Annotated in this window: 25 protein-coding genes; 19 read left to right on the top strand and 6 right to left on the bottom strand. The window is 52.1% G+C overall.

The features are described from left to right. Positions 1 to 19 precede the first annotated feature (19 nt). The gene (locus OSC10802_RS0131505) at positions 20 to 325 is read right to left on the bottom strand and encodes a hypothetical protein (protein WP_017720754.1); all 306 of its coding nucleotides are present in this window, start codon (positions 323 to 325) and stop codon (positions 20 to 22) included. 32 nt (positions 326 to 357) lie between these two features. Between OSC10802_RS0131505 and OSC10802_RS0131500 the strand changes: the two genes are divergently transcribed. The 14 genes from OSC10802_RS0131500 to OSC10802_RS0131435 all read left to right on the top strand — a co-directional run bounded on the left by OSC10802_RS0131500 (position 358) and on the right by OSC10802_RS0131435 (position 17,488). Then, entirely contained in the window at positions 358 to 702 is a 345-nt protein-coding gene (locus OSC10802_RS0131500; protein ID WP_017720753.1) for a cinnamycin family lantibiotic, read from the top strand. A 503-nt stretch (positions 703 to 1,205) separates the two neighbouring features. Beyond that, positions 1,206 to 2,144 carry a hypothetical protein gene (locus OSC10802_RS0131495; protein ID WP_017720752.1) on the top strand — a complete coding sequence of 313 codons (939 nt, stop codon included), beginning with the start codon at positions 1,206 to 1,208 and terminating at the stop codon, positions 2,142 to 2,144. Between the two features lie 359 nt (positions 2,145 to 2,503). Continuing rightward, positions 2,504 to 5,731 (top strand): type 2 lanthipeptide synthetase LanM family protein, encoded by a 3,228-nt coding sequence (locus OSC10802_RS0131490; protein ID WP_017720751.1) that lies wholly within the window; start codon positions 2,504 to 2,506, stop codon positions 5,729 to 5,731. A 617-nt stretch (positions 5,732 to 6,348) separates the two neighbouring features. Further along, positions 6,349 to 8,343: an ABC transporter ATP-binding protein/permease gene (locus OSC10802_RS0131485; protein ID WP_512699236.1), complete on the top strand. Its 1,995-nt coding sequence runs from the start codon at positions 6,349 to 6,351 to the stop codon at positions 8,341 to 8,343. Positions 8,344 to 8,684: 341 nt separating this feature from the next. Continuing rightward, positions 8,685 to 9,611: an ABC transporter permease gene (locus OSC10802_RS0131480; protein ID WP_445727661.1), complete on the top strand. Its 927-nt coding sequence runs from the start codon at positions 8,685 to 8,687 to the stop codon at positions 9,609 to 9,611. 542 nt (positions 9,612 to 10,153) lie between these two features. Further along, positions 10,154 to 10,741, top strand: a complete 588-nt coding sequence (locus tag OSC10802_RS56850) for an ATP synthase subunit I (RefSeq protein ID WP_017720748.1) — start codon at positions 10,154 to 10,156, stop codon at positions 10,739 to 10,741. Between the two features lie 54 nt (positions 10,742 to 10,795). After that, positions 10,796 to 11,554: a F0F1 ATP synthase subunit A gene (atpB, locus tag OSC10802_RS0131470; protein WP_232731879.1), complete on the top strand. Its 759-nt coding sequence runs from the start codon at positions 10,796 to 10,798 to the stop codon at positions 11,552 to 11,554. 140 nt (positions 11,555 to 11,694) lie between these two features. Further along, positions 11,695 to 11,940, top strand: a complete 246-nt coding sequence (gene atpE / locus OSC10802_RS0131465) for an ATP synthase F0 subunit C (RefSeq protein ID WP_017720746.1) — start codon at positions 11,695 to 11,697, stop codon at positions 11,938 to 11,940. A gap of 153 nt (positions 11,941 to 12,093) precedes the next feature. After that, positions 12,094 to 12,582: a F0F1 ATP synthase subunit B' gene (locus OSC10802_RS0131460; protein ID WP_017720745.1), complete on the top strand. Its 489-nt coding sequence runs from the start codon at positions 12,094 to 12,096 to the stop codon at positions 12,580 to 12,582. Positions 12,583 to 12,643: 61 nt separating this feature from the next. Further along, positions 12,644 to 13,180, top strand: a complete 537-nt coding sequence (locus tag OSC10802_RS0131455; protein WP_017720744.1) for a F0F1 ATP synthase subunit B — start codon at positions 12,644 to 12,646, stop codon at positions 13,178 to 13,180. Continuing rightward, positions 13,180 to 13,734, top strand: a complete 555-nt coding sequence (atpH, locus tag OSC10802_RS0131450) for an ATP synthase F1 subunit delta (protein WP_017720743.1) — start codon at positions 13,180 to 13,182, stop codon at positions 13,732 to 13,734. Before OSC10802_RS0131455 ends, atpH begins: the two co-directional genes overlap by 1 nt. Before the next feature lie 93 nt (positions 13,735 to 13,827). After that, positions 13,828 to 14,418, top strand: coding sequence for a Uma2 family endonuclease (locus OSC10802_RS0131445; protein ID WP_017720742.1), 591 nt, complete (start codon positions 13,828 to 13,830; stop codon positions 14,416 to 14,418). 74 nt (positions 14,419 to 14,492) lie between these two features. Then, on the top strand, positions 14,493 to 16,010 hold the full coding sequence (gene atpA / locus OSC10802_RS0131440) for a F0F1 ATP synthase subunit alpha (RefSeq protein ID WP_017720741.1): 1,518 nt from the start codon (positions 14,493 to 14,495) through the stop codon (positions 16,008 to 16,010). A 527-nt stretch (positions 16,011 to 16,537) separates the two neighbouring features. Then, positions 16,538 to 17,488, top strand: a complete 951-nt coding sequence (locus OSC10802_RS0131435; protein WP_017720740.1) for a F0F1 ATP synthase subunit gamma — start codon at positions 16,538 to 16,540, stop codon at positions 17,486 to 17,488. Between the two features lie 593 nt (positions 17,489 to 18,081). Here OSC10802_RS0131435 and OSC10802_RS0131425 read toward each other — a convergent pair. Genes OSC10802_RS0131425 through OSC10802_RS45035 form a run of 3 tightly spaced genes read right to left on the bottom strand, consistent with a single transcriptional unit; the run spans position 18,082 to position 20,675 of the window. Then, complete coding sequence (locus OSC10802_RS0131425) at positions 18,082 to 18,513, bottom strand: hypothetical protein (RefSeq protein ID WP_017720738.1); 432 nt, start codon at positions 18,511 to 18,513, stop codon at positions 18,082 to 18,084. Between the two features lie 24 nt (positions 18,514 to 18,537). After that, complete coding sequence (locus OSC10802_RS0131420; protein ID WP_017720737.1) at positions 18,538 to 19,080, bottom strand: hypothetical protein; 543 nt, start codon at positions 19,078 to 19,080, stop codon at positions 18,538 to 18,540. Positions 19,081 to 19,106: 26 nt separating this feature from the next. Further along, positions 19,107 to 20,675 (bottom strand): GIY-YIG nuclease family protein, encoded by a 1,569-nt coding sequence (locus OSC10802_RS45035; RefSeq protein ID WP_155968938.1) that lies wholly within the window; start codon positions 20,673 to 20,675, stop codon positions 19,107 to 19,109. A 417-nt stretch (positions 20,676 to 21,092) separates the two neighbouring features. Between OSC10802_RS45035 and OSC10802_RS0131410 the strand changes: the two genes are divergently transcribed. The 4 genes from OSC10802_RS0131410 (at position 21,093) to OSC10802_RS0131395 (ending at position 23,443) form a co-directional block, all read left to right on the top strand. After that, positions 21,093 to 21,605 carry a helix-turn-helix domain-containing protein gene (locus tag OSC10802_RS0131410; RefSeq protein ID WP_017720735.1) on the top strand — a complete coding sequence of 171 codons (513 nt, stop codon included), beginning with the start codon at positions 21,093 to 21,095 and terminating at the stop codon, positions 21,603 to 21,605. A gap of 175 nt (positions 21,606 to 21,780) precedes the next feature. Continuing rightward, positions 21,781 to 22,503, top strand: coding sequence for a hypothetical protein (locus OSC10802_RS0131405; RefSeq protein ID WP_017720734.1), 723 nt, complete (start codon positions 21,781 to 21,783; stop codon positions 22,501 to 22,503). Positions 22,504 to 22,533: 30 nt separating this feature from the next. Further along, positions 22,534 to 23,064: a hypothetical protein gene (locus OSC10802_RS0131400; RefSeq protein WP_017720733.1), complete on the top strand. Its 531-nt coding sequence runs from the start codon at positions 22,534 to 22,536 to the stop codon at positions 23,062 to 23,064. Next, complete coding sequence (locus OSC10802_RS0131395; protein ID WP_017720732.1) at positions 23,057 to 23,443, top strand: hypothetical protein; 387 nt, start codon at positions 23,057 to 23,059, stop codon at positions 23,441 to 23,443. The genes OSC10802_RS0131400 and OSC10802_RS0131395 overlap by 8 nt, the downstream gene beginning before the upstream one ends. A 3-nt stretch (positions 23,444 to 23,446) precedes the next feature. Here the strand turns inward: OSC10802_RS0131395 and OSC10802_RS51690 are convergent, their stop codons facing one another. After that, entirely contained in the window at positions 23,447 to 23,602 is a 156-nt protein-coding gene (locus OSC10802_RS51690; protein WP_155968937.1) for a hypothetical protein, read from the bottom strand. 21 nt (positions 23,603 to 23,623) lie between these two features. Here OSC10802_RS51690 and OSC10802_RS0131390 point away from each other — a divergent pair, with 21 nt between their 5' ends. Next, entirely contained in the window at positions 23,624 to 24,403 is a 780-nt protein-coding gene (locus tag OSC10802_RS0131390) for a Uma2 family endonuclease (RefSeq protein WP_017720731.1), read from the top strand. 91 nt (positions 24,404 to 24,494) lie between these two features. On the opposite strand, the gene xseB is transcribed toward OSC10802_RS0131390, so the two are convergent. After that, positions 24,495 to 24,698 (bottom strand): exodeoxyribonuclease VII small subunit, encoded by a 204-nt coding sequence (xseB, locus tag OSC10802_RS0131385; protein WP_017720730.1) that lies wholly within the window; start codon positions 24,696 to 24,698, stop codon positions 24,495 to 24,497. Positions 24,699 to 24,908: the final 210 nt, after the last annotated feature.

The following is a 24,908-nucleotide window of genomic DNA, read 5'->3' as shown; positions in this document are numbered from 1 at the left end:
AGATTCTTTTAATCCGATTTTATGTATTCCCATCCCCTTTCTTTTTAGGCAAATTAAATGCTTTTTTCGGGGTGGCAGCGCAGCAGGAGATGGCTCGCTCTGGCCTCTGGGAAATATGGCCAGCTGCCGGCTTCCCTGATTCAGGCATTTCCCACGCCGTAATGTAAAGTTTTGTAAAGTTTTTCGGCAGGCTGCGTAAATTATGGCTGTTGGGCAGATAGGTGAGCAGGCGGGTAAAGCGACAGAAATCAAATGCTGCTGCTGCGCCCCCAAACAGTAACAGTAAATTTGTGGAATTGGTGAAGGGGCGCAAACAACCACCCATTTCACCAATCGCTACGACAAGGAGGACTTCCCGTGTCGAATTCTTTTGAGTATAGCGTCCTAGAGAAACCGTCAGTTGAAGACCTAGAGCTGCTGCTACAGCGCTCAGTAATAGACGGAGAGTTCCGCAGTGAATTGGTGGACAACCCTGAAGCCTTTGGCATCGCAGCCGACAGGGAAAAGATCGAGCTTCCCAAGCCGGTGGAACAGCAAGACATGTCATTTGTCGAGTTAGTCACCGAGGATAACATCTTTGCAGAGTGCGGCAGCACCTGCGTCTCGGGCTTCACCATCCTGTGCGACGGGAATACGCAACCTAACTGCCGGCGAACCTGCGTTTCCGGCTGGACTATCCGTTGCGACGGCGCTACGGTGTAGTGCCGCTCTCCGCGCACTGGCTAGCAGGGCGACAATCTGCAGCCTGTTTGGCGATTTCCCGGCGAGCTAATCGCCGTAAATCGCACAAGCACGCTGCTGCCAAGCTCCTCTTCTTTTGAAGAGTCTTGATGCCGGTGCTGCGCCGGCACAGAAGCGCCAGGACCAGTGGCAGGCTCCCCCAGAGAAAAGGCTGTAGCCAACAGTCTCCCATATTTCCGCGCTGTTGGCTTTTCTCCTCTCAAAAAATAACGCTGGCAAATAAGTAGCGATACCCAGGTTCCCTCTCCCTCTCTCCGCTCTGGGCGCACAGGCGAACAGGCGAGGTTCCTTAAAGCACTAAGCTGTTAGGCTAATAATGCTGCTTTTGCCTTGAAAGGAGGCAGTCGCTTCGGAAGTGCGCACACCGCTAAAGCCCCGGTTGGGCTACGCTGAACTTACAAACCTTGCAGCCAAAATCGGTATGGCGCACCGCCCGAGAAGGAGTGAAATTGATGCTCTCATCAATGAAAGATTGCCTAAACAGTGTGGCGCACCGGCTCCCCCCGGACTTAGTTTCCAGAAAAGCCCTGTGCGAACTTTACACCGCAGCCGAAAGTCTGCCCCCCTTCTCAGACGCCATTCTGGAGTGCCGTTTAGGTGCCGGTGCGTCCCAAGTAGACCTAGCAGTTTTCCTCCCCAACCCCAGCATTAAACTCCCAGATACTGTCCCGAACCATCCCGTTTGGGGGCGCTTTCAGAAATTATTCCAGGAGTGGGCCGATCCAAATTCCGATCTGCACCACAGCGTCAATGCAATGTGGCTGGAGTTTGATGTGGGCGATCCCCCATCAACCCTGCCAATTCCCTGCGTTTTCCTGCATTTAGAAGAAGCCGCTGGCTGCCAAGCTCAATCCCTGCTAGAAATGGCTCTAAAGCTTCTCGACAGTCAGGTCCCCCCGCACCTGGACTCCAATCTCCAGCTGTGCGCCGGCACTCTACCCGCTGCCGCGAAATTTACTTGCATTGGTGCCATGCTGTCTCGCCAGTCCCGAAATGTCAGGCTGATTGCAAAGGGGATTTCTCCCGTTCAATTGCCGGTCTATTTAGCAGAGGTTGGCTGGGCCGGTTCAGTTAAAGAACTAGAAGGTATTATCCCTCAACTATCTATTGTGGTGGATAATATCGATCTCAGCTTCGATGTAGGCGATACCATTCCCTCCCGGATTGGATTGGAATGTTATGTGGCAAACGCCGGTCCAAAAGAACCTCGCTGGCAGCTATTTTTGGACAGCCTCGTCTCCAGCGGGCTTTGCACTCCTGCTAAGCGCAACGCCCTTCTGGCTTGGCCTGGACATGACCGGCAAGGTTTCGGTCTTTTTTTTAGGCTCACAGCTTACATCAAAATTGTCTGCCGGCAAGGCAGTCCCTTGGAGGCAAAAGCCTATCTGGGTTTGTGGCATTAGGGGGCTAAATAAAGCGGGCATAAATCATAAAATATGAGCTTATCCCTCGTTCCGGGGCGGGCACGGGGACCACTGGTGTCAACTTAAGCTCCTGGCGATTGAAATCGCGGCTATACAAACGAAGTCCGCCTACGCGGACTTAAGAGAAGAGCGGGATTTTTAAAACCCGCGCAGGCGGGTTTTGTCTGTATAGCTGCGGTTTCAACCGCCCAGAACTGGGAACAGCTTAAGTTGACACCAATGGCACGGGTACCCGCCCCTACTGCCTGGAACGTCCTGGAGGCTCTGCCTCCAGTGGGCAGACAGGCAGCATTATTAGCCGAACAGCTTATACATTTTAAGGCCGGTGGAGATAAAACATGATTGACAATCTTACCATTGCTGAATTTGCTTGCCGCGCGAGCAACCTGTCGGAGCGCCTCGCAAGCGCTCAACAGCTGGCTGAGATAAACGCTTTGCCGGCTTGCACTGAGCCACTCAGCTCGCTCGATACCTGGACGGTGAACAAATTGGCTGGCAAGTTAGCGGCGACGCAAGTCAAGCAGCAGCTTTACGGACAATTGGCAAGTCACATACCTGCAAAGAAGAACCTGCAACAAGTGCTAGCCGATTTTAAGCTGTTCGAGCGCAATTTGAGCAAGTTGCCGGCACCGGCTGTGCTAGAATTAATGCAGCCTAACGCAGCGTGGCTGGAGGTTTACCGAAAGGCGCTGGCAACCCTAGATTTGCCGCCGGCTGCTTTTGCGGATAGCTGGTGGTATGCCCCCGATATTTATTACCGGCGCTTTGCCAAAGTCTGCGAGCCATTCCTGCGTTTGCTGCAACAGGCGCTGCAGCCGGTCTGCGACGCCATCAATCAAGCTACAGAGGATTTCAGCATCAACCGGCAAGTCATCGCCAATATCCAAGCTCACTTGCTCGACCGCTTTGAAAGGGAGATAGCCGGCGCTCTGGAGACGGATATAAAGGTTTACTGCTACCAAAAAAAGATCGCCAACTTATCTGACGCTGCGGCGTATGTAGCTTACCTGGAAGAAACCTTCAAGGACGAGGGAACCTATCACCGATTTTATCGCAAGTTTCCCGTGCTGGGGCGCTGGCTAGCGCAAGTCACCCATTTTTTGATAGAAATGGGCGGAGAGCTGCTCTATCGCTTGACAAAAGATAGGGCGGAAATTAGCGCCACTTTCTTTGGCGGGGAGCCAATCAAGCAAATCAAATCGTTCTACTTAGGGCAATCTGACCCCCATGCCGGCGGTCGCAGTGTTGCCTTCGTCGAGCTAGAATTCCAGCAGCAGATCGGCACAGTCGTTTACAAACCCCGCTGTATAAAATCGGAAGCGGCGATGCAAGGGTTGCTCGAAACTTTGACCGGCTCTGGTGCTGTCGAGTTTGCTACTTATCGGGTGCTGTGTAAAGATGGCTACGGCTATGCAGAGTTCCTGCCGGTGCAAAACCGCACGGAAAGCCGGGAAGTTGTAGAGAAATTTTACAAGCAGTTAGGCGGGTATTTAGCCATCTTCCACATTCTGGGAGGCAGCGACCTTCATTTTGAAAACATTCTCGTCTCCAACTGCAACGCCTTCATCTGCGACTGCGAAACAGTCTTGGAAGTGGTGCCGCGCCGCACGGATAATTTGCCAGACACGCTGTTTGATTCAGTGTTCAGGACTGGCATGCTTGACTGGCCACTTGCCAAGATGGCTGATGGCGGCAAACGGTTAAGTTTAAGCGCCTATAACGGTGGCGAATCTTACGAGACGCCATTTGCGGTGCCGCAAATTAGCAACCGCATGTCATTAGAGCTAGAAGTTGAGCGCAAAGTTGGGGTCCGGGTTGAAGTGGAGGCGACGAATCGCATCTATTATAATGGTGAGTTAGTGCGCCCGCAAGATTACCAGCACTGTATTGTGGAGGGGTTTGGCAAAGTTTATGAATGGGCGGAACAAAACGCCGCGCAAGCCATAAAGCTTGTAGAGGAGCTATTCGCAGATTCCTCAGTGCGCTTTGTTAACCGGGCTACGCAAGTTTACGCTCACTTACTGGACGCAGCGCGGCACCCTAAATGCTTGGCGGAACCGCTGGAGGTGGATTTAGTTTTCCACACTTTAATAGAGCGCCCGCGCTTGTGGGACGATACCGGCAAGCTAGCTGAACTTGAATTAACTTCTTTGTGGCAATTAGACATTCCCATCTTTACGGCAAAAGCCGGGGAAAATTCTCTGATTTATAATGGCCGGCATCCGCTGCCGGACACTCTGGCGATTTCGCCACTGTCCAATGCGGTGCGGCGGATTCAGCAGCTATCGCCGGACAGCCGGTGCCGGCAAGAACAGTACATTCATGCTAGCTTCTCTGCCGGCGAAATTAACAGCCCGCACTTTATCGGTTCAGCGGTTAACTACGCCCGCCAAATTGGCGCGCAATTGTGTTCGCTGCTCCAAGATCCGTCTCAACCGGCACCTTGGCAAACGGTAGAGTTCACGCCGGCTGGCAAACGTCTGGCTAATATTAATAGCTCGCTTTACAGCGGTTCGGCAGGAATTTGCCTGTTTTTAGCTTATCTGGATGCCATCTATCCGCAGGCAGAATTTCGCCAAGCCGCCGAGCGGGCGCTCGCCCACGCTATCGAACAGCGCGACGGCACAATGATCGGGGCGTTCCAGGGTACAGCCGGCTCCATCTATTTGCTGACGCACCTCGCCCAGCTGTGGGAAAAGCCGGCGCTGCTAGAATTGGCTGGCGAATTGTGCGATGAAATTCTCCCCCGCATCAGTCAAGATACTTACTTCGACATCATACATGGCGCTGCCGGGGTAATTCCTGTTATAATTGGTTTAGCGCAGGCTGCATCTGGGAAAGGGCTGACTTGCGCTGAACTGTGCGCCCAACATTTATTAGAGGGCGCAATTCGTCAGGATGGCACCCTTTCGTGGCCCTACAATCCGGAGTTAGCGAGGGGCAATCTGACTGGCTTTTCCCACGGGGCGAGCGGCATTGGTTGGGCGCTAATTCGGCTCGGCTGCTACACCAACAGCCCTGAATACATTGAAGCAGGACGGCAGGCTTTTGCTTATGAAAAAACCCAATTTGATGAAGCGGAGCGCAATTGGTATGACTGGCGCACATCAGTGATGGTGAAACAAGATCCCGGGCCAAAATTTTCCTATTTTTGGTGCAGCGGTTCGGCGGGGATTGGCTTGAGCCGGATTGACAGTTGGGCGGCTTTGGGCAAAACTGACGCGGATCTGTTGCGAGAAGCTCAAACGGCGCTAGATACAACGCTGCGCAATTTTCACAAGCTGTCTGATGATTCGCTGTGCCACGGCAAGTCGGGCAATGCGGAGCTATTGCTGCGGTTTGCCCTGTTGAAAGACGAGCCTTATTTGCAGATGGAAGCCAATGTGCAGGCGACACAGCAGTGGCGGAATTTTGAGCGGGCGCGCCGCTGGACTTGCGGTGCCGGTGGCAGCGATCTGTTGCCCGATTTGATGACTGGTTTGGCGGGTATCGGTATGCACTTCCTGCGCTTAGCCTATCCGGAGCGCGTCCCTTCGCCGTTGCTGCTCGATTCGCCGAATTGGTAAGGGAAATGGTTAATTTTTCTGGCTGTCACTCATATTTTCTGCTAGCCTAGAGCGAGGAGCGAGAATGGAGGCAGAGCCTCCATTCTTCATTCCCTGGCGGTAGCCGCAAGCTTCCCGTAAGGGTGCCTGGGAACGAGAAAGAGAACAGGTCAGTTTTGCTAGTTTCCTGGCGATTAGAAAGATGCTGTTGGCGAATCGGTGAGGGGTTAGACCTATACCTATTCCCCTGGCGATTAGCTACTTTCCTGGCGATTGGAAATCGCGGCTATACAAACGAAGCCCGCCTTCGCGGGCTAAGAGTGGAGCGAGACTATCAAAATGGGATGAGCCCGACTTGTTCTGGCTCTTACTCATATTTTCTGCTAGCCTAGAGCGAGAATGGAGGCTCTGCCTCCATTCTTCATTCCCAGGCAGTAGGGGTGGGTCCCCGTGCCATTAGTGTCAACTTAAGCTGTGTCCCGTAGTCTCTGGACGGTTGAAACCGCAGCTATACAGACAAAACCCGCCTGCGCGGGTTTTAAAAGTCCCGCTCTTCTCTTAAGTCCGCGTAGGCGGACTTGGTTTGTGTAGCCGCGATTTCCAATCGCCGGGAGCTTAAGTTGACACCAGTGGTCCCCGTGCCCGTCCCGGAACGAGAAGGACATTTCATATCACTGGTGAAGATGAATAAAATTAACCGGCATTTCTGGATGGATTTTTTAACAATCGCCCAACCTTACTGGTATCCAGTCGGGGGAGGGGGGAGAACTTTCCTGGGGCTGTTGCTGCTGCTGCTGGTATTCGTCTTTGCGGCTTTTTTTCTGGCAGTAGGGGCATTCAGCTTGATGGGGCAGCACTATTTCCCACAACTCTCCAGCACTCTTGCGCCAGGGTTGGCTGAATCTATTACTAAGATTGCGAACTCTCCAGCTATCTACCTGCTGAGGCTCGCTCTCATCGCTCCCCTCTGCGGCTTTTTCTACTGCTGGAAGCATTTGAGATATCACTGGCGAGCGTGGTCAATGCTGGCTTTGCTGCTATTGTTGCTGCTATCAGCCAGTGGCATGAATGTGGCCAGCAGCTATGTAGGGCGGGACTTGGTAACCGCTATCGCCCAAAAAGAGGGTGCGAGATACTCACACCTGCTATTGCTCTACGGCTGCGTGCTGGCTGTCACCACACCGCTTGTGGTGCTCTCCCACTACGCCCGCAAAAAACTCGCGCTTAACTGGCTGCGCTGGCTCACCCATTATTTTCTGGATAAATATTTTCACAATCGCGCTTATTATCAAATTAACTCCCAGCCCGATATTGACAACCCCGACCAGCGCATCTCCCAAGATATGGGGCTATTCACCCACACCAGCATCAATGTTTTCCTGACGATTTTTAATCAAATTATTGACTTGCTGGCCTACAGTTGGATTCTCTGGTCTATCTCTAAGCCTCTGGTGGCTGCTATGATTGCCTATGCGGTTTTTGGCAACTGGGTCACTATCGGGTTGAGCCAGCGACTGGTTCATTTGAATTTCAACCAATTCCGGTGCGAAGGGGATTTCCGCTACGGTTTGGTTCACATTCGCAACAATGCTGAGTCTATTGCTTTCTATGGGGGGGAGGAGCCGGAATCTAGTCTGGTGAAGCAGCGATTTAATGAAGCTATTCAGAACTCGAACCAGATGATTGCGTGGCAGCGCAATCTGGAATTTTTCACGACGGGGTATAACTATTTTCTCCTGATATTGCCCTATTTGGTGGTGGCACCGCTGTATCTTGCCGGCGAAGTTGAGTTGGGGGTGATTACTCAGGCGAGCATTGCTTGCAATCAGGTTTTGGGCGCACTGTCGCTAATTGTCAGCCAGTTTGAATCCCTGAGTGCGTTTGCGGCTGCGATCCAGCGATTGGGCACTTTCTCGGAGGCTCTGGATGCGCCAAAGGCAAAAGTGCTATCTTCCCACATCATTGAGTCAGTGTCAGACAACCGGCTCGCTTTGGAAAATATGACGTTGCAAACACCAAACGGCGAGCGGATTTTAGTTAAAGATTTGTCGGTTTCAGTGGGAGCCGGTGAGAGTTTGCTGATCGTGGGTGCGAGCGGTTGCGGCAAGAGTTCGCTGCTGCGAGCGATCGCCGGTTTGTGGGACGCCGGCACCGGCACGGTGGTGCGCCCAAAACTGGAGGAAATGCTGTTTTTGCCCCAGCGCCCCTACATGATTTTGGGCTCTCTGCGAGAGCAGCTGCTATATCCGAACACGAGCCGCAATATTAAGGATGAGGAACTGCACCGGCTGTTGCGACAAGTCAACCTGGAAGACTTGCCGGCACGAGTCGGCGGCTTTGATGCGGAAATCAAGTGGGACGATGTCCTGTCACTGGGCGAGCAGCAGCGCCTCGCCTTCGCCCGAGTGCTGCGGTTGCAACCCCGCTATGCCATTTTGGATGAAGCCACGAGCGCCTTGGACATGAACAACGAGCTGCATCTCTACCGGCTGCTGCAACAGACGGAAACTGCGTTCATCAGTGTGGGCCACCGGTCGAGCTTGTTGAAGTACCACCAGCAGGTGCTGGAACTCCTGGGGGATTCCACTTGGCGGATCGTACCGGCTCACCAGTACAGCGCCAGTGCCGGTTAGCCGGCGCACAGCCGGCGCTCGACAAAGGCCCTTGGGCCACCTGGCTAGAGGTTGTCCCAACCCCCCCTGTCAGGGGAGCTCTTTATATATATAGTTGAGCTTTTCCGCAGGCTGCTGGGGCAGCTTTTGGGCTAAAGCCCAACTGCGAACTTTGGGGCTTTAGCAATAGACAGTCAGTTGAGGACACTGGGATACGAAGTCTAGGCGTAGGGCAGGCGTCTCGCCTGCCCTCCAGATCTCTGGGACAGGCGAGACGCCTGTCCTACGTCCGTTCCCTAAGTCTCACCTGCCCTCCAGATCTCTGGGACAGGCGAGACGCCTGTCCTACGTCCATTCCCTAAGTGGCTGCTGCTATAAAGCCCAACTGCGAACGGCTGACCGGCAGGGGGTTAAGAAGTGCAAAAATAAAGGGCGAACCTCTCGACTGGCTAGTAACCGTGACCTCCGATCTGTTGCTTCGCTCCGACAAAACTGCTGAAATATCCCAGCTTCAGACGATTTGGGCGGACAGCCTCACCGTTTTTTGGGGGGAGTGGCTGGATCTGCGCGTCCGGATTGCCCAAGTGGCGGCGGCTGGGTTGGTGTCTCCGCTGATCTATATTCTGGCCTTTGGCTTGGGGCTGGGCAGTTCTATTAAGCCCGGTGCGGGAATGAGTGGCGCATACGGCAGCTATTTGGAATTTATGCTTCCGGGGATGGCGGCGCTGTCCTCGATGACGATTTGTTTCGCCGGGACGACGTTTTCTCTTTGTGGGGAGCGGCTTTTCACTAAGACGTTTGAGGAGATGCTGCTGCTGCCGGTGCACCCGCTGGCGCTGTACTTGGGTAAAATGCTGGCGGGGATTGTGCGCGGGCTGATGACTTCGGGTTCGGTGCTCCTGGTGGCCATTGCCTTCACCGGCAAGCTCTGGTCTTTTCTCAACCCGCTGTTCCTGCTGGTGCTGGCGCTCAATTGCGCGGTGTTTTCTGGGTTGGGGGTGATTGTGGGGTTGAGGGTGCGCTCGCTAGAAAGTGTGGGCCTGTACAATAATTTTTTGATTGTCCCGATGTCTTTTCTGGGCGGCACGTTTTTTGACCCCACTCCCCTGCCGGTGGCCATCAAGGCGGTGGTTTACCTGCTGCCCCTGACGTATACGAGTATGGGGTTGCGCTCAGCGGCGTATTTGCCCCTGTCCCAGTTTCCCTGGTATGCTGTGGCGGTGCTGTTTGCTGTGGCGGTGGCCCTTAGCGCTGCCGGTGCCGGCCAGTTCGCTCGCCTGCAGGACTGAACGGCGACTGGCGGTGAGGCATATCAGCCATATCAATATAGAGTGAGGGTGTGCCGGTGGGTCTTGGCGAGTGCGTGTTTATTAACATAAATTTGCGCAAATGTCAAGGAAGCCGGCGCTTTAGGGGGGAGGGGGGAGCAGGCTTTCAGCCGGCTGTGCCGGTGTTCCCAGGCCAAATCCCATGCCCCATGCCCCCAGTCCCGCCGCCATGCCCCATGCCCAACTCCGTAAGGAGGGTATAGAGGTTACGCTGTCAACTGTCTGAGGGATAAATTAGCTGCGGAACGGGGCGGCTGATTTTACCAAAACGAGATTAAATTTTTTGTTAAGGAACGTTACCACGGCGTGGTATATTTCTAGATGTGCTTGCGCACGGGTGTGCACCGGACAGCTGGCAGCTGAGACGGTGGGCTTCCAAGTGCCGGCAAGCGCTTTTAAGCGCGAGCCTTGTTCCTTCAGACGGCAACAGCCGGCTGAACTCTCAAGGGAACGAGGCAAAGATTGGACTCCCTTTCCCGTCGCACGGAGGGAGTTCGGGCGTGATGCTGTGCCCGGGAAAGGTCGGTTTTTCCGATGTTTCCGAAGGATTTTGTCTGGTTTTAGCAAATCAGACGAATTTCCGCAACATAAAGGCTGTAGCTCGTGCCGAGCACGCGGCCAATCCCCTAGACTTGTTCCTGGGCTCTGTGACCTTGCCAGACGAAACTCTCGAACCCACACCGACTCCAGGAGACACTCCTGAGTCCAGCTCTCTGTCCTCAGAACCGGATGCCTCAATGCAAGAGTTCTACCGCCTCCGAGAGGAGCTGCTGGTCGTGACTCTGGCACTGACGGGGATTGTATTCATTTCTGTTTGGATTGTCTACTCCCTCAATATTGCTCTGAATTATTTGATCGGAGCGTGCACAGGTGTGGTTTACTTGAGAATGTTGGCGAAGGACGTTGAGCGCCTTGGCAGACAAAAGGAGCGTCTGAGCAAGACGCGGTTTGCGATATTCATTGGGTTGATTATAGTGGCAACCCAGTGGAAACAGCTACAGATTTTGCCCATTTTTCTGGGATTTCTGACATATAAAGCCGCGCTCATCGTTTACGTGTTGCGAACAGTCCTCGCACCTGACCCTAAATAAGTCGGGCAACCTGTCAATCCTCCAACTCCTCTTCGGGCTGGGGAAGCCTCCTGAATCGACATGCTGGACGTTTTAACCACCTTTGACTCTCTCCCCCTCGCCAAATTGGAAGTGGGCCAGCATTTTTACTGGCAGCTCGGCAATCTGAAACTGCACGGACAGGTGTTTCTCACCTCCTGGTTTGTGATTGGCGTGCTGGTAATAGCTTCTCTTGCAGCCACTCGGAACGTACAGCGGATTCCCAGTGGGATGCAAAACTTTATGGAGTACGCCCTGGAATTTATCCGGGATCTGGCCAAAAACCAGATTGGCGAGAAAGAGTACCGTCCCTGGGTGCCGTTTGTGGGCACATTGTTCCTGTTCATCTTCGTGTCCAATTGGTCGGGTGCTTTGGTTCCCTGGAAGCTGCTCCACCTGCCGGAAGGTGAGCTAGCTGCGCCCACCAACGACATCAACACCACGGTGGCGCTGGCCCTGCTGACTTCGCTGGCCTACTTCTACGCCGGCTTCAGCAAGCGCGGCTTGGAATACTTTGCCAAGTATGTGCAGCCGACGCCCATTCTTTTGCCGATCAACATTCTGGAAGATTTTACCAAGCCCCTATCCCTGAGCTTCCGTCTATTTGGGAACATTTTGGCGGATGAGCTAGTGGTGGCGGTGCTGGTGCTGCTGGTTCCCCTGTTCGTACCCTTGCCGGTGATGGTGTTGGGCTTATTTACCAGTGCCATTCAGGCGCTGATTTTTGCCACCCTGGCATCAGCCTACATTCACGAGGCAATGGAGGGGCATGGTGGCGAAGAACATCATGAGTGATTTCGCACTCAGATGATAAAATGTAGGATTTTAGAGGCTCTGATTGGGGATTTTGTCTGAAATCTAAAATCGAGAATCTAAAGCCTGAAAGCGCGTTGTGTAGTTAGTTCTTGTATCTTGTACACCTGAGGAGACTTATCATGGACCCATTAATTGCTTCCGCTTCCGTTCTGGCTGCTTCTCTGGCTGTCGGTCTGGCTGCAATTGGCCCTGGCATCGGTCAAGGTAACGCTGCCGGTCAAGCGGTGGAAGGGATTGCCCGCCAGCCGGAAGCAGAAGGCAAGATTCGCGGCACCCTGCTGCTGAGCTTGGCATTCATGGAAGCGCTCACCATTTACGGTCTGGTGGTTGCCCTGGTGCTGCTGTTCGCCAACCCCTTCTCGTAAGAACGCGAGCAGTCTGGGGAGAGGCGCGATAGGCCCGCGTCTCTCCCTGATGTGCGGGCGTGAGTTTTAGATTTTGGATTTTGGGTGGTGAATTATATCATAAATCTGAAATCTAAAATCTAAAATCTAAAATCTAAAATCGGTTGAGTTGCTATGACACACTGGACAATTCTACTAGCCGCTGAAACTGCTGCTAAAGAGGGGGGGCTGTTCGACCTGGATGCCACGCTGCCTCTGATGGCGGTGCAGTTTTTAGTTTTGGCAGCCATCCTGAACGCCATCTTTTACAAACCGCTGACCAAAGCGATCGACGAGCGGGACGAGTACATCCGCAACAATCAAAAAGAAGCTCGCGAGCGCCTGTCCAAAGCGCAGATGCTGGCTAAGGAATACGAGATCAAGCGCGGGGAAGCCCTGCGGGAGTCTCAGGCGATAGTGGCCCAAGCTCAGGCGGACGCCCAGAAGATCGCTGCTGAGCAGATTGCCCAAGCGCAAAAAGAAGCCCAGCAAGCGAGAGAGCAAACTCAGAAAGAGATAGACCGGCAAAAACAGGAAGCCTTGAGCTCGCTGGAGCAGCAGGTAGACACCCTATCTCGCCAGATCCTGGAAAAACTTCTCGGGCCTGAGTTGGCCAACCGCTAGACGTCCGAATTATTCTAGCTGCGGGCTGCGGGCAAGTGAACACAGTTAGGGGTAGCTTATGATGGGGATTTTTTTACTGGCGAGTGAAGTAGAAGCAGAGGTGGTCGAACACGGTTTCGGTCTGAATACAGACATCTTAGAAACCAATGTGATCAACCTCGTGATTATTATTGGGGTGCTGTTTTATTTCGGGCGCGGTTTTTTGGGGAATGTCCTGAGCGAACGGCGCAACAGCATCGCCACCGCGATTAAAGAAGCTGAGCAGCGCAAGAAAGATGCCGAAGCGGCACTTTCTGAAGCGCAGAAAAAGCTGGCTCAAGCCCAAGCAGAGGCGCAACAAATCCGGGCGGCTGCCGAAGATCGCGCCAAGCAAGCCAGAGAAGCAATTTTGGCTCAGGGAGCGAAAGATTTGGAGCGCTTGAGAGCGGAAGCTGCTAGGGATCTGGAAACTGAACAAGAGCGAGTGCTCAAGGAACTGCGCCAGCGCGTGGCTGCGATGGCGCTGCAGCGAGTGGAATCCCAGTTGCAGGAGCGCTTGGACGATGACGCTCAGAACCAATTAGTTGACCGCAGCATTGCGCTGCTTGGAGGGCGCTGATGAAAGGCAGCAGTACTGTAACTTCTGAAATTGTAGAGCCCTACGCCCAAGCCCTGATGTCCCTGGCGCAATCGAGCAACATCACGGAGCAAATTGGGGAGGACGTGCGTTCCTTGCTGAGTTTGCTGGAAAACTCCGAGGAACTGCGCCTGTTTCTGGCCAATCCCTTTGTTAAGGATGCCGACAAGAAAGGTGTGCTGGGGCGGATTGCCGGTGAGCTTCAACCTTACACGCGCAACTTTTTGATGCTGCTGGTAGATCGCCGCCGCGTCATCTTTTTAGAGGGGATTGGGCAACAGTACCTATCACTTTTGCGCAAGCTGAACCAAACCGTCTTGGCGGATGTTACCTCTGCTGTGCCGCTCAGTGAAGCGCAGCAGCAAGCGGTTCGCGAAAAGGTGCAAGGGATGACCGGCGCGCGTTCGGTGGAGCTCCAGACCCAAATCGACCGCGATTTAATTGGGGGTGTCATCATTAAAGTGGGCTCCCAAATCATTGATGCCAGTTTGCGGGGACAGCTGCGCCGGATTGGCATCCGCCTGGGTGCGGAGTGAGTCAATTGCGGATTTGGAATGCCTGGGTTTTGGACTGAGAGTTCTCTCGTCAATCCAAAATCCAAAATCTGAAATCTAAAATTGGTGAGGGCCATGACAGCGACTAAACAAGCGCACATCACAGTCGAAGACTATTTCGCCTTGGAAGAAAAAGAGGCGGATATTCGGCATGAATACTACGATGGCGAAGTTATTACCATGACAGGCACCAGTAAGCCTCACAATATCATTGTCCTTAACTTGGCCTTGGCTTTGCGCCAGCGACTCAAAGGTGGCTACTGCAGAGTGTTCATGGAAAATGTGCGCTTGGAAGTCGAGGGTGGACGCCATTACACCTATCCGGATGTTATGGTGACTTGCGATGGGCGAGATCGGGCAGATGATTATAACGTGCGCTATCCAGTGTTGGTGGTGGAAGTTTTATCCGACTCCACAGAAGCACTCGATAGGGGGAAGAAAGCATCTCAGTATCGCAAGCTGCCCACATTGCAGGAATATGTTTTGGTGTCCCAGTCAGAGTGCGGTGTGGAATTGTTCAGCCGCAGTCAAGCGCCCAGCTGGACTCTCACAGAACTGTCCGCACCCGACAGTGTTCTGAACCTCTCTTGCTTAAATCTCCAAATTCCCCTGAGCGAGATTTATGAAGGGATACAGTTTCAGGAAGAGGAAGGGGTTAATGGTTAAGGGCTTTTGATGAAGGGCCTCCTGACCGGCGACCGGTGACTGATTAGCGAACAACTAACAACTGATAACGAACGATGGTAAGCATCAGACCCGACGAAATCAGCAGCATTATTAAGCAGCAGATTGAGCAGTACGACCAGGAAGTTAAGGTTTCTAACGTCGGTACAGTGCTGCAAGTGGGCGACGGCATCGCCCGGATTTATGGCCTGGAAAAGGTGATGGCCGGCGAACTGCTGGAGTTTGTAGACGGCACGATTGGGATCGCCCTCAACCTGGAAGAAGACAACGTGGGCGCGGTGCTGATGGGCGAAGGGCGCGAAATTCAAGAAGGCTCCTCCGTGACGGCCACCGGCAAAATCGCTCAGGTGCCGGTGGGAGACGCCCTGATCGGTCGCGTGGTGGACGCCCTCGGTCGGGCCATTGACGGCAAGGGAGAAATCAACACCTCCGAAAGCCGCCTGATTGAATCGGGGGCTCCGGGGATTATTGCCCGCCGTTCCGTGTACGAACCGCTGCAAACCGGCATCACGGCTATCGACGCCATGATTCCCGTGGGGCGCGGTCAGCGGGAGCTGATCATCGGCGACCGGCAGACCGGCAAAACTGCCATCGCTGTTGACACGATCATCAACCAGAAGGGCGAGAACGTGATCTGCGTTTACGTCGCCATCGGCCAAAAAGCCTCCACGGTGGCCAATGTGGTCAACGTGCTCCAAGAAAAAGGAGCGATGGATTATACCATCGTTGTGGCAGCCAACGCAAGTGACCCGGCAACGCTGCAATACCTGGCTCCCTACACCGGCGCGAGCATGGCCGAATACTTCATGTATAAGGGCAAGCACACCCTGGTGATCTACGATGACCTCTCCAAGCAAGCCCAAGCTTACCGCCAGATGTCGCTGCTGCTGCGCCGCCCGCCCGGACGGGAAGCGTATCCGGGGGACGTGTTCTACCTGCACTCCCGCTTGCTGGAACGCGCAGCCAAGCTGAGCAACGAACTGGGCGAAGGCAGCATGACGGCACTGCCGATTATCGAAACCCAAGCCGGTGACGTGTCTGCGTACATCCCGACGAACGTGATTTCGATTACGGACGGCCAGATTTTCTTGTCTTCTAGCTTGTTTAACTCCGGTCTGCGTCCGGCGGTGAACCCCGGTATTTCCGTGTCCCGCGTGGGTTCCGCCGCTCAAACCAAGGCGATGAAGAAGGTGGCCGGTAAGATTAAGCTGGAACTGGCGCAGTTTGAGGAGCTGGCGGCGTTCGCGCAGTTCGCCTCCGATTTGGATCAGGCGACTCAGAACCAGCTGGCGCGGGGCCAGCGCTTGCGGGAACTGCTGAAGCAGCAGCAATATTCTCCTCTGCCGCTGAACGAGCAAGTGGCGATTATCTATGCCGGTATTAACGGGCTGCTGGATGACATCGCGGTCAACAAGGTTGCTACCTTTACGAAGGGGCTGCGGGACTATTTGCGCACCAGCAAGCCGAAGTACGGCGAGATCGTCCAGAAAGAGAAGCAGCTGACTGATGAGGCTGAAAAGCTGCTGAAGGAAGCGGTGGCTGAATACAAGCAGACCTTTAAGGCAGCGGCGTAATTTTGCAACCGCAGATAAAGGCAGATAAACGCAGATAGAGCGGTTCTCATATTAGTGAGGTGCTGAGAAACCCGGAAGGGGGCGGTCTCCGTGGGTGGCCATTAGTGTCAACTTAAGCTCCTGGCGATTGAAAGATGTTGTTGGCGAATCAGTGAGGGGTTAGACCTCTGGCTAGTTTGCCAGGTTCCTGGCGATTGGAAATCGCGGCTATACAGACGAAGTCCGCCTACCCTTCGGGAAGGGCTTCGCCCAACGCGGACTTAAGAGAAGAGCGGAACTTTTCAAACCCGCGCAGGCGGGTTTTGTCTGTATAGCTGCGGTTTCAACCGCCGGGAGACTAGGGGACACAGCTTAAGTTGACACTGATGGCACGGGGGCCCGCCCCTACGCTCACCGGGTTTCATGGGCATAACTCATTCAAATGAGAGCCGCGCTCTGCTCAGATGAATGTGACCGACTCTGCGTTTATCTGTGTCCTGCGGTTAGCTAATTGTGGGGACAAGTGATAACTGAGAATTGGCAAAATTATGGCTAATTTAAAAGCGATTCGCGACCGTATTCAGTCGGTCAAAAACACGAAGAAAATCACGGAAGCGATGCGCTTGGTGGCGGCGGCTAAGGTGCGCCGCGCCCAAGAGCAGGTGATTGCTACTCGCCCTTTTGCTGACCGTTTGGCGCAAGTGCTGTACGGTTTGCAAGCTCGGTTGCGGTTTGAGGATGCTGACTTGCCTTTGCTGAAACAGCGGGAAGTTCGTTCTGTGGGTTTGCTGGTGATTTCGGGCGACCGGGGTCTGTGCGGCGGCTACAATACGAATATCATCAAGCGGGCTGAAGCTCGGGCTAAGGAGCTGAAGGCGGAAGGGTTGGATTATAAGTTTGTGCTGGTGGGGCGCAAGGCTATCCAGTATTTCCAGCGCCGCAACCAGCCGATTGACGCTACTTATACGGGGTTGGAGCAGATTCCGACGGCGGCGGAAGCTTCGCAAATTGCGGATGAATTGCTGTCGCTGTTCCTGTCGGAAACGGTTGACCGGGTTGAGTTGGTGTACACTAAGTTTGTGTCGCTGATCAGTTCGAGGCCGGTGGTTCAAACCTTGCTGCCGCTGACTGCGCAAGGGTTGGAAGCGACGGATGATGAAATTTTCCGCCTGACGACTCGGGGGGGGAATTTTGAGGTGGAGCGCGAGAAGGTGAGTGCGCCGGTGAAGGGTTTGCCGAGAGATATGCTTTTCGAGCAAGATCCGGTGCAAATTCTGGACGCTTTGCTGCCGCTGTATTTGAATAACCAGTTGCTGCGGGCGCTGCAAGAATCGGCTGCTAGCGAGCTGGCGGCGCGGATGACGGCGATGAGCAGCGCTAGCGATAATGCGAAGCAGTTGATTGGGACGCTGACGCTGAATTATAACAAGGCGCGGCAAGCTGCAATTACCCAGGAGATTCTGGAAGTTGTGGGCGGTGCTGAGGCGCTGAGAGGTTAGTGCCGGTGTTTTGATTCGGTTTCCGGGAATGAACCCCACCCCCTAACTCCCTTCTCCGCGTGCGGGGAGGGGGAGTTTGAGGGGGTTTTTTGTGCGTTGGAAGAAGAGACCTCTGGCTAGTTGGCCAGGTTCCTGGCGATTGGAAATCGCGGCTACACAGACGAAGCCCGCCTACCCTGCGGGAAGGGCTTCGCCCAACGCGGGCTAAAGAATAGAGGGAGATTCTTACAATCTGCGCGGTTTTTTTTCCAGGAAAGACGAGGAAAGGGGGGGACGAAAGGTTCCCTCTTTGTTCCCCTCCCCGTTAACGGGGAGGGGTTGGGGGTGGGGTAAAACCCCCTATCAATTCGCCAACACCATCTTAGAAACTCACTGCGACAGACAAAGCCCGCCTACGCGGGATAAAGAGTCTATAGTGGGCTGCGCCCCCTGTCGCGTCTCTACATGTCCTTTTTAATAGCGGTAGGGGCACCCCTTGTGGGTGCCTTTGCTTTGGGGATTGTGGGGGCGTTTTGGGTTGGCCAGCTCGTTGAATTCAAAGATAACCATCAGATATATTTTTGGCTAGAGCTGCTTTTTGGGCAAACACTTTCTTAATCGATAGGGCGTTTCATTATATAACGCAACATGGCAGGGCTGACGGTTATGAAAATTGTTACAAAAAAAACTAATGCGTATGCCAATATTGGGTTGGCACCTGGCTTGATAAACGTTAAACTACCACTTAAAGAAGCTATGAAGTCAACGATGATTGCAGGCAACCAAAAGAGGAAAATAATTTTTTCTTTTCTGGCAAAAATATCTGTCGTGAGAATGTTTAGACCTGTGATGACGGAAGTTCCGATCGTAGCAAATGCGTAATTGCCGGGGTCCTGAACATTTCCGAGTTGGGCTAAGGCGTAGCCGGTGTCATTAAAATTAACAGTTCCTATTTTGGTTCCCAAAATCTCTAATATTCCCAAGAAAGTAGTGAAGGCATCACCAAGCATACCGATGAAAAACAAGAAAACTAGAGTGCCCTGCATTTTTTCTCCTATTGTCGCAAGTGATTAACGGACAAAACTAACTAAAACAGCAAGTAACATACCTAAAATTAGAGCCAAGATAGACAAAATAGCAAACAGGGAATCATCGTTTAATTTTATTTTTTTACGCCTGGTTCCAGATTTTGCTTCCACAAGGCCGATCTGAACAAGTCCTGCAATAAAATCCTTCCAGGTTTTCAGGCTTTCATCTCTCAGAGATTCGCCCTCTGGCAACTCAATTAAGCGTTCATTGTTTTGGAGCAGCAAATCGATGAGTTCCTGAAATTCCTTATAGCCGAGCTTGTCGCGATTTGGAAAGCGATCGAACTTAAAGGAGATGGATGACCTAGAATACTGCCTGAACCATAGTGAAATTCCTAGCTCATGCAAGCTTATCCAATCCTTAAAAGTGAAAGTTCTACGAGCTTTCCAAGCCACATCAATTGCTCTTGTGGTTCTGATGTCCTTCCTCTGAATCGGTATGAAATTCGAGGCGAGTTGTAAAACTCCCTCGAAAGACGTTGAATCTCTGATGTGTTGGATGGGTTGCGGGATATCTTTATCCATTGTTCTTTTCCCAGAAAAAGCAGGGGTTACCACCAACTATCGCTGCTAGAGCCAGAGTCAGAGTCACCACTGTCCCCAGAATCACTGCTGCCGGAATCATAACTATCACTTGAGCCGGAGTCATAGCCACCACTGTCCCCAGAATCACTGCTGCCGGAATCATAACTATCACTTGAGCTGGAGTCATAGCCCCCACTGTAGCCGGAATCACTGCTGCCGGAATCAGAATTATCACTTGAGCCTAAATCTGGGCCGGAATTGTTACCAACTCCGTCAGGATTAGAACTATCATTGCTTCCAGAGTCAAACCCAAACACAATAGCACTAATCAAACCACCTAACAAAGAGCCACCACTGTCCCCGGAATTACTGTTGCCACGGTCGGAACTGTGGTCTGACTCAGGTTCAGAACTGCTATTAACTCCGTCAGGCTTAGAATTCTCATTCCCTCCAGATTCAGAGCTCGTACCAAACCAACCACCAAACAAAGAGCCACCACTGTCCCCGGAATTCCTGTTGCCACGGTCGGAACTGTGGTCTGACTCAGGTTCGGAACTGCTATTAACTCCGTCAGGCTTAGAACTCTCATCCCCTCCAAAGCCAAACATACCACCAACCACAATACTAATCAAACCACCTAACCAAGAGCCACCACTGTCTTGGGAATTAGTGTTTCCAGGGTTGGAACTCTGGTCTGACTCAGTTTCGGAACTGCTATCAACTTCTTCAGCCTCTTCTTCAGCCTCTAATGTATCGTCTGTCTCTTTAAAAGCAGATGAGTCTTTTATTTTTTCATTGTATTTACTAAGGACAACTTTTGCCAGTTCTATCCTTTTATTGCTTTCATAGGCAGCTACACGCCGACCTTGTTCCTTGGCCTCTTTTGCAAGATTTTCGGCCTCTTCTACCATATCTGCATAGTCAGCGTGCCAAAATGAAGGTAAATCGAGCAAAACGGCTATTTCCGTTTCCTCATAACACAAAGCGGCTATTGCTAACCAAGGGTCCATGCCCTTTTTTTCATAAAAATCAATGTACCTATCTGACTTGACATGCGCGAATTGTTTATTGTATTGTGGCAGCAAATAGGCTATTGCAACTGACTCATACACTGGGGCATTGGCTCTGTCGCACTCTACCCACCTGACAGTCAGGGTTTCTTTCCGTTGAACCCGTTCCCAGATCCCATCATTTCCTTTATTTCCTTTTACTTTTGGTCCTGTAATCAAATGACCTTCCAGTCTGTCCAGAATATCTTTAGATGTTGCTTCAGCTTTTCCCACATATAGACTGTGTTCATCCTGTTCATCACGAATTAGGTAAATACCGGCTTTTCCCTGACATCCCAAGTCTTTTAGATCCTTTAACTTGTGAGTGTTAGGATCGAATTTAAAGGGTTCAGACCAGGCACTTTGTCCATAACTAGAGGCACCCCCACTGTGAGAGCTGCTACTGTTAGAGCCACCCCCACTGTGAGAACTGCTACTCCCTGTCCCCTGTGTCTGGCCCGCGTTTCCCCCACCGGTATTATCGTCTCTGAACATTCCACTAACGTGAGAGCCTATCTCTTTCACGCTGTCACGAATCCAATCCAATGCTCCTCCACTCACAGCTCCCTCCACCGGCACAGCCTGCTTGTCTGTATATGTTCCCTATACTACACTCATCTTTCCAACACTGACAACCCGAAAAAGGCGAAAAAAGACGGAAAAAGACGGATGTTGCTAACTTTACTGGCTAAGTTCAAAAAAGACGGAAAAAGACGGATGCCGCTAACCTTGGGAGGCTAAGTTGAAAAAAGACGGAAAAAGACGGATGCCGCTAACCTTGGGAGGCCAAGTCGGAAAAAGACGGAAAAAGACGGATGCCGCTAACCTTGGGAGGCCAAGTCGGAAAAAGACGGAAAAAGACGGATGTTGCTAACTTTGGGCGCTAAGTCGGAGCGGGACGGAAAAAGACGGATAAAGTCGGGTATAATAACGACATCTCTCTCTCCTCCCTACTGATGCTCAATGGACATTCAGGAGATATTACATTTTGTAGACGATGCTGTCTGCGCCAAGACAGGCCAGCGTCTTAGTGACCTGCAGCGTGCAATTATTGAGGGAATCCTGAAGCGACAAAAGTATTCTGTGATTGCAAAAACTTATGGCTGTACTACTGGCCATGCTAAGGATGAGGGTTACGAGCTTTTGCAAATGTTATCTAACATATTTGGTGAGGCCGTGAAGAAAAAAAATCTTAAACCGGTTATGGAACGGCAAGCCCATTTGAATATTAGTTTTAATAACAGCACCATCCTTGGTGCTAACAAGAATATAGGCAACATCAACTTTTGCTCCGAGCCAACCAAGGCGACCCCAGAGCCAAGTCAGCCCGCTACTGATACCTTCGAGCGCGGCAAGAATCAAGCTATGATGGAAGCGGTTGGGAAGGTACGGCAGTTTGGCTTGAGCGATGAGCAAATTGCAGATGTCCTAAATCTGCTATTGCAGGTGGTTAAGCAGGAGGACTTGGAGGAGTGAGTGCGTTCTAGTGACTGAGGCTGTTTCTGCTGGCCGGTGACTGGAGAGCGAGTTAGACAAGGTAAGATTGCCAACTTATCCTTTAAAGTTGTGTGAATTCGCCCCCTGGAATTAAAACTGTCAATAATGCGCTCGGACCAGCGGAGGACATGCCAATTCTTTCCCCGACTGCGAAGTGTATGCGCTAAACCGGCAAATTTCCGAGATTGTGGATATCTGCTATGATGAGATGGGGAGCCTGCAAGCCTCTCTGGCTCAGATTGAGCGGATTCAGGCGATGATTGGCACTCTGAACTCAACATCGCGCTCGCCCCACCCACCCAGCACAACCAACACTTATTATACTGAGGGAACCAAATCACCAGGGAACACCAAACAGATGTCCAATTCTGACTGGCCACCACAACCGCCAGAAGGTGCAAAGCCTAACTTGAACGATCCGGGCGCAGCAGAATGGCGCTATCAACGCTATAAATACGACCAATATCAAGCGGGGAAACAACAGGGAGATATCCTGCCCTTCGAGATATGGAAAGACCGGTACTTCAATCCAGCAGCGCAAGGGGGGCGTCCCGGAAGACCGGGGGGTAGCGACCAAGTGGCGGCTCGTCAAGCATTGGCCAGCGAAGGATTTCGGAACGTCGAAAACGTCGAGCTGGGCGGGCGATATCCCGATATGGTCAGATATAATGCGGATGGGAGTACCGATTACCTGGAGGTGGGAGAAATGCTTCAGAGTGGGATGCCGGAAGCGCGAGAAAGGGCCAAAATCGCCGACGAGATTCTAGCCCTGGGCGAGACTGATACAGTCGCTTTTGTATCCAAAATGGATATAACCAGACGCATTACCTACCGGCGCGGCGACGATGTAGAAACAAAAACTTTAGGCAATCAATAGCAAGCGTGCTACTTCACAAGGAGTATTGTTATGAGTTACTTTCTGCGTGTATTTTGCCAGTCTGCCCAACTTTTCCCCTGCAACGAGATTGCCGATTTCATACAGGATGGTTGCTTTTTCGATGAGAAGCCGCGTTTTGAGATACGCCAGGGCGCAGCGGATGCAGGAGAGACTGATTGGCAATCCATCACCGTACACTACCAAACTGGCCAACGCCCTGTCATTATCGAGAGAAACCTCAGCGACAACCTTCTGCAACAGGAAGTCAGCGAGATAATAGAAATCCTTAAATCATCGGGGCATTTGAATCAGCACCCAGACCTTGTTCGCACACTCGCCGGCAGCCAGCAAGTCATCGCTATCGAAATTGACCCGGTTGGCTTAACAGATGCCGGTTGGGAAATGCTGGACTGCCTGGAAGCGCACTTAGCCTCTAGTTTGTCCGGGATTATTTACGCGCCCAACCAAGGGTTTTACGACCGCAACCTACAGCCTCTCTACACCTTTGACGGGAAGTTTCCCCAATCCGCATCTTCCAACAGTGAATTGGCTAATGTCTGAAAGCAGAGATATTTTCATTGACTCACAAACAGGTCTGGCCAACCAGGCAAAGGAGATAGAATCCCTGTTGGATATCCAATTTCAGCTTATCTCTGACAGGTACGAAACCTGGTATGAGTATCGCAATTCTAGGATTAGTCTGACTCTGGGAGAGCACGATTTTGAAAATGACCGGGACATGAATTTTGAAGAATACCGCTATCACCTATCCGTGAGAGCGCTTAATCTGGACACTGAAGCGGAGCGGAAAAAGTGGCGCGATGATTTTGCGAGCTTTGTCTTCCAAAAGCTGAAAGCAACCCAGAAGTATCGCCTCATGCTTGTGGAAGACTTGCAGGTGAAGTTAGAAGAGTTTTGCCCGGTGTATGAATTGAGATAGTCATTATGATTCAATCGGAACTCCCCCAGCACCGGCAACCAGGGGGATGTTGCCGGTTTCAGCTAATGCGAGCGAGGGGGAAGCACCGGCATCTCGTGGCGAGGGTGCCGGTGTCTCAGGTTGACACTCACAAAACCCCTGAAACTGTGATAAAATCAAAACAAACCACTAATAGCGTTTATGGCCACCCCAGTCAGCGAAACCAAATCACCCCCAGGACTGGTGATTTCGTGGGAAGCTCTCCCTGATGATTTTCAGTTAGAGGATGAACCCGTGGAAAATACAGGACAGCCACTTCTAGCAGGGGCATTACGCGAAAGTTTAGAGCTCAGCGGGTTCATTCAACCGCAGATGTTAATCGCCTCCAACTTTGCTCTGTGCGCCACAGTCAACGGGCAATTTATCGCGAAAGCCCCAGATTGGATCTATGTAAGGTCAGTCAAAGAGATATTAGCCGAACGCCAGAGCTATACCCCCAATTTAGAAGGAGAGATACCGGCTCTAGTCATAGAATTTTTATCCGGTAAAGATGGAGACGAATATTCTTTTAAGCGCACCTATCCCCCTGGTAAATGGTTTTTTTACGAACAGATATTGCAAGTGCCCATCTATGTGATATTTGACCCGGATGGGGGATTGCTAGAATATTATCAGCTAGAAAACCAGCGCTATGAATTGCAACAGCCCGATGAAAATGGCCGCCATTGGATTGAAACAATGGGATTATTTTTAGGGACTTGGCAAGGAACAAAAGAAGGAAGGACTGGGTATTGGTTAAGGTGGTGGGATCGGGCGGGGAATTTGTTACCTTGGGCGGTCGAAAAAATTGAACAGGAACAGCAACGGGCTGAACAGGAACGTCAACGGGCTGAACAGGAACGCCAAGAAAAAGAAAGGCTGATAGCTTATTTGATATCTCAGGGGATCGACCCCAATAATTTGCCTCCTCTCCCCAGGTAAACCCAAGCTGGTGCTGACGCTGCCGGCACTCAGGGCAGGCGAGACGCCTGCCCTACGTCTATTGCTATAGAATGAGCGCCTTCTTGACACCCTATAAACCCGACTCAATATCCTGCCGGCTGATAACAATCACCTTTTGCTCAGCTGACTCCAAATAAGTGCGGCAAAAACGCGCTAGCCCCATCCCCTCCTCATAAAGCTTCAGCATCTCCTCTATAGGAGCCTCCCCCTTATCCAAAATCCCGACAATCTCTTCGAGCCGATCAATTTGTTCTTCAAATGATAGCGCATTCATAATATATTCTCACGAGTAGCAACTCTTATCATATAGGTTTTCTCATATTAGTTATCTGCTGAGAAACCCGGTAGGGGCGGTCTCCGTGGGTGGCACATCGGTGTCAACTTAAGCTGTGTCCTGTAGTCTCTGGGCGGTTGAAACCGCAGCTATACAGACAAAACCCGCCTGCGCGGGTTTTAAGATTCTAGCTCTTCTCTTAAGTCCGCG

The organism is Kamptonema formosum PCC 10802 (genome assembly GCF_000332335.1).
Classification (GTDB): Bacteria; Cyanobacteriota; Cyanobacteriia; order Cyanobacteriales; family Oscillatoriaceae; genus Oscillatoria.
This window is presented reverse-complemented; position numbering and strand designations above follow the sequence as displayed.

Excerpts from the sequence above, each read along its gene's own strand:
- OSC10802_RS0131505 (WP_017720754.1), bottom strand. The coding sequence starts at position 325 with ATGGGTGGTTGTTTGCGCCCCTTCACCAATTCCACAAATTTACTGTTA.
- OSC10802_RS0131495 (WP_017720752.1), top strand. The coding sequence starts at position 1,206 with ATGAAAGATTGCCTAAACAGTGTGGCGCACCGGCTCCCCCCGGACTTA.
- OSC10802_RS0131490 (WP_017720751.1), top strand. The coding sequence starts at position 2,504 with ATGATTGACAATCTTACCATTGCTGAATTTGCTTGCCGCGCGAGCAAC.
- OSC10802_RS56850 (WP_017720748.1), top strand. The coding sequence starts at position 10,154 with ATGCTGTGCCCGGGAAAGGTCGGTTTTTCCGATGTTTCCGAAGGATTT.
- atpE (WP_017720746.1), top strand. The coding sequence starts at position 11,695 with ATGGACCCATTAATTGCTTCCGCTTCCGTTCTGGCTGCTTCTCTGGCT.
- OSC10802_RS0131460 (WP_017720745.1), top strand. The coding sequence starts at position 12,094 with ATGACACACTGGACAATTCTACTAGCCGCTGAAACTGCTGCTAAAGAG.
- OSC10802_RS0131455 (WP_017720744.1), top strand. The coding sequence starts at position 12,644 with ATGGGGATTTTTTTACTGGCGAGTGAAGTAGAAGCAGAGGTGGTCGAA.
- atpH (WP_017720743.1), top strand. The coding sequence starts at position 13,180 with ATGAAAGGCAGCAGTACTGTAACTTCTGAAATTGTAGAGCCCTACGCC.
- OSC10802_RS0131445 (WP_017720742.1), top strand. The coding sequence starts at position 13,828 with ATGACAGCGACTAAACAAGCGCACATCACAGTCGAAGACTATTTCGCC.
- atpA (WP_017720741.1), top strand. The coding sequence starts at position 14,493 with ATGGTAAGCATCAGACCCGACGAAATCAGCAGCATTATTAAGCAGCAG.
- OSC10802_RS0131435 (WP_017720740.1), top strand. The coding sequence starts at position 16,538 with ATGGCTAATTTAAAAGCGATTCGCGACCGTATTCAGTCGGTCAAAAAC.
- OSC10802_RS0131425 (WP_017720738.1), bottom strand. The coding sequence starts at position 18,513 with ATGCAGGGCACTCTAGTTTTCTTGTTTTTCATCGGTATGCTTGGTGAT.
- OSC10802_RS0131420 (WP_017720737.1), bottom strand. The coding sequence starts at position 19,080 with ATGGATAAAGATATCCCGCAACCCATCCAACACATCAGAGATTCAACG.
- OSC10802_RS0131410 (WP_017720735.1), top strand. The coding sequence starts at position 21,093 with ATGGACATTCAGGAGATATTACATTTTGTAGACGATGCTGTCTGCGCC.
- OSC10802_RS0131400 (WP_017720733.1), top strand. The coding sequence starts at position 22,534 with ATGAGTTACTTTCTGCGTGTATTTTGCCAGTCTGCCCAACTTTTCCCC.
- OSC10802_RS0131395 (WP_017720732.1), top strand. The coding sequence starts at position 23,057 with ATGTCTGAAAGCAGAGATATTTTCATTGACTCACAAACAGGTCTGGCC.
- OSC10802_RS0131390 (WP_017720731.1), top strand. The coding sequence starts at position 23,624 with ATGGCCACCCCAGTCAGCGAAACCAAATCACCCCCAGGACTGGTGATT.
- xseB (WP_017720730.1), bottom strand. The coding sequence starts at position 24,698 with ATGAATGCGCTATCATTTGAAGAACAAATTGATCGGCTCGAAGAGATT.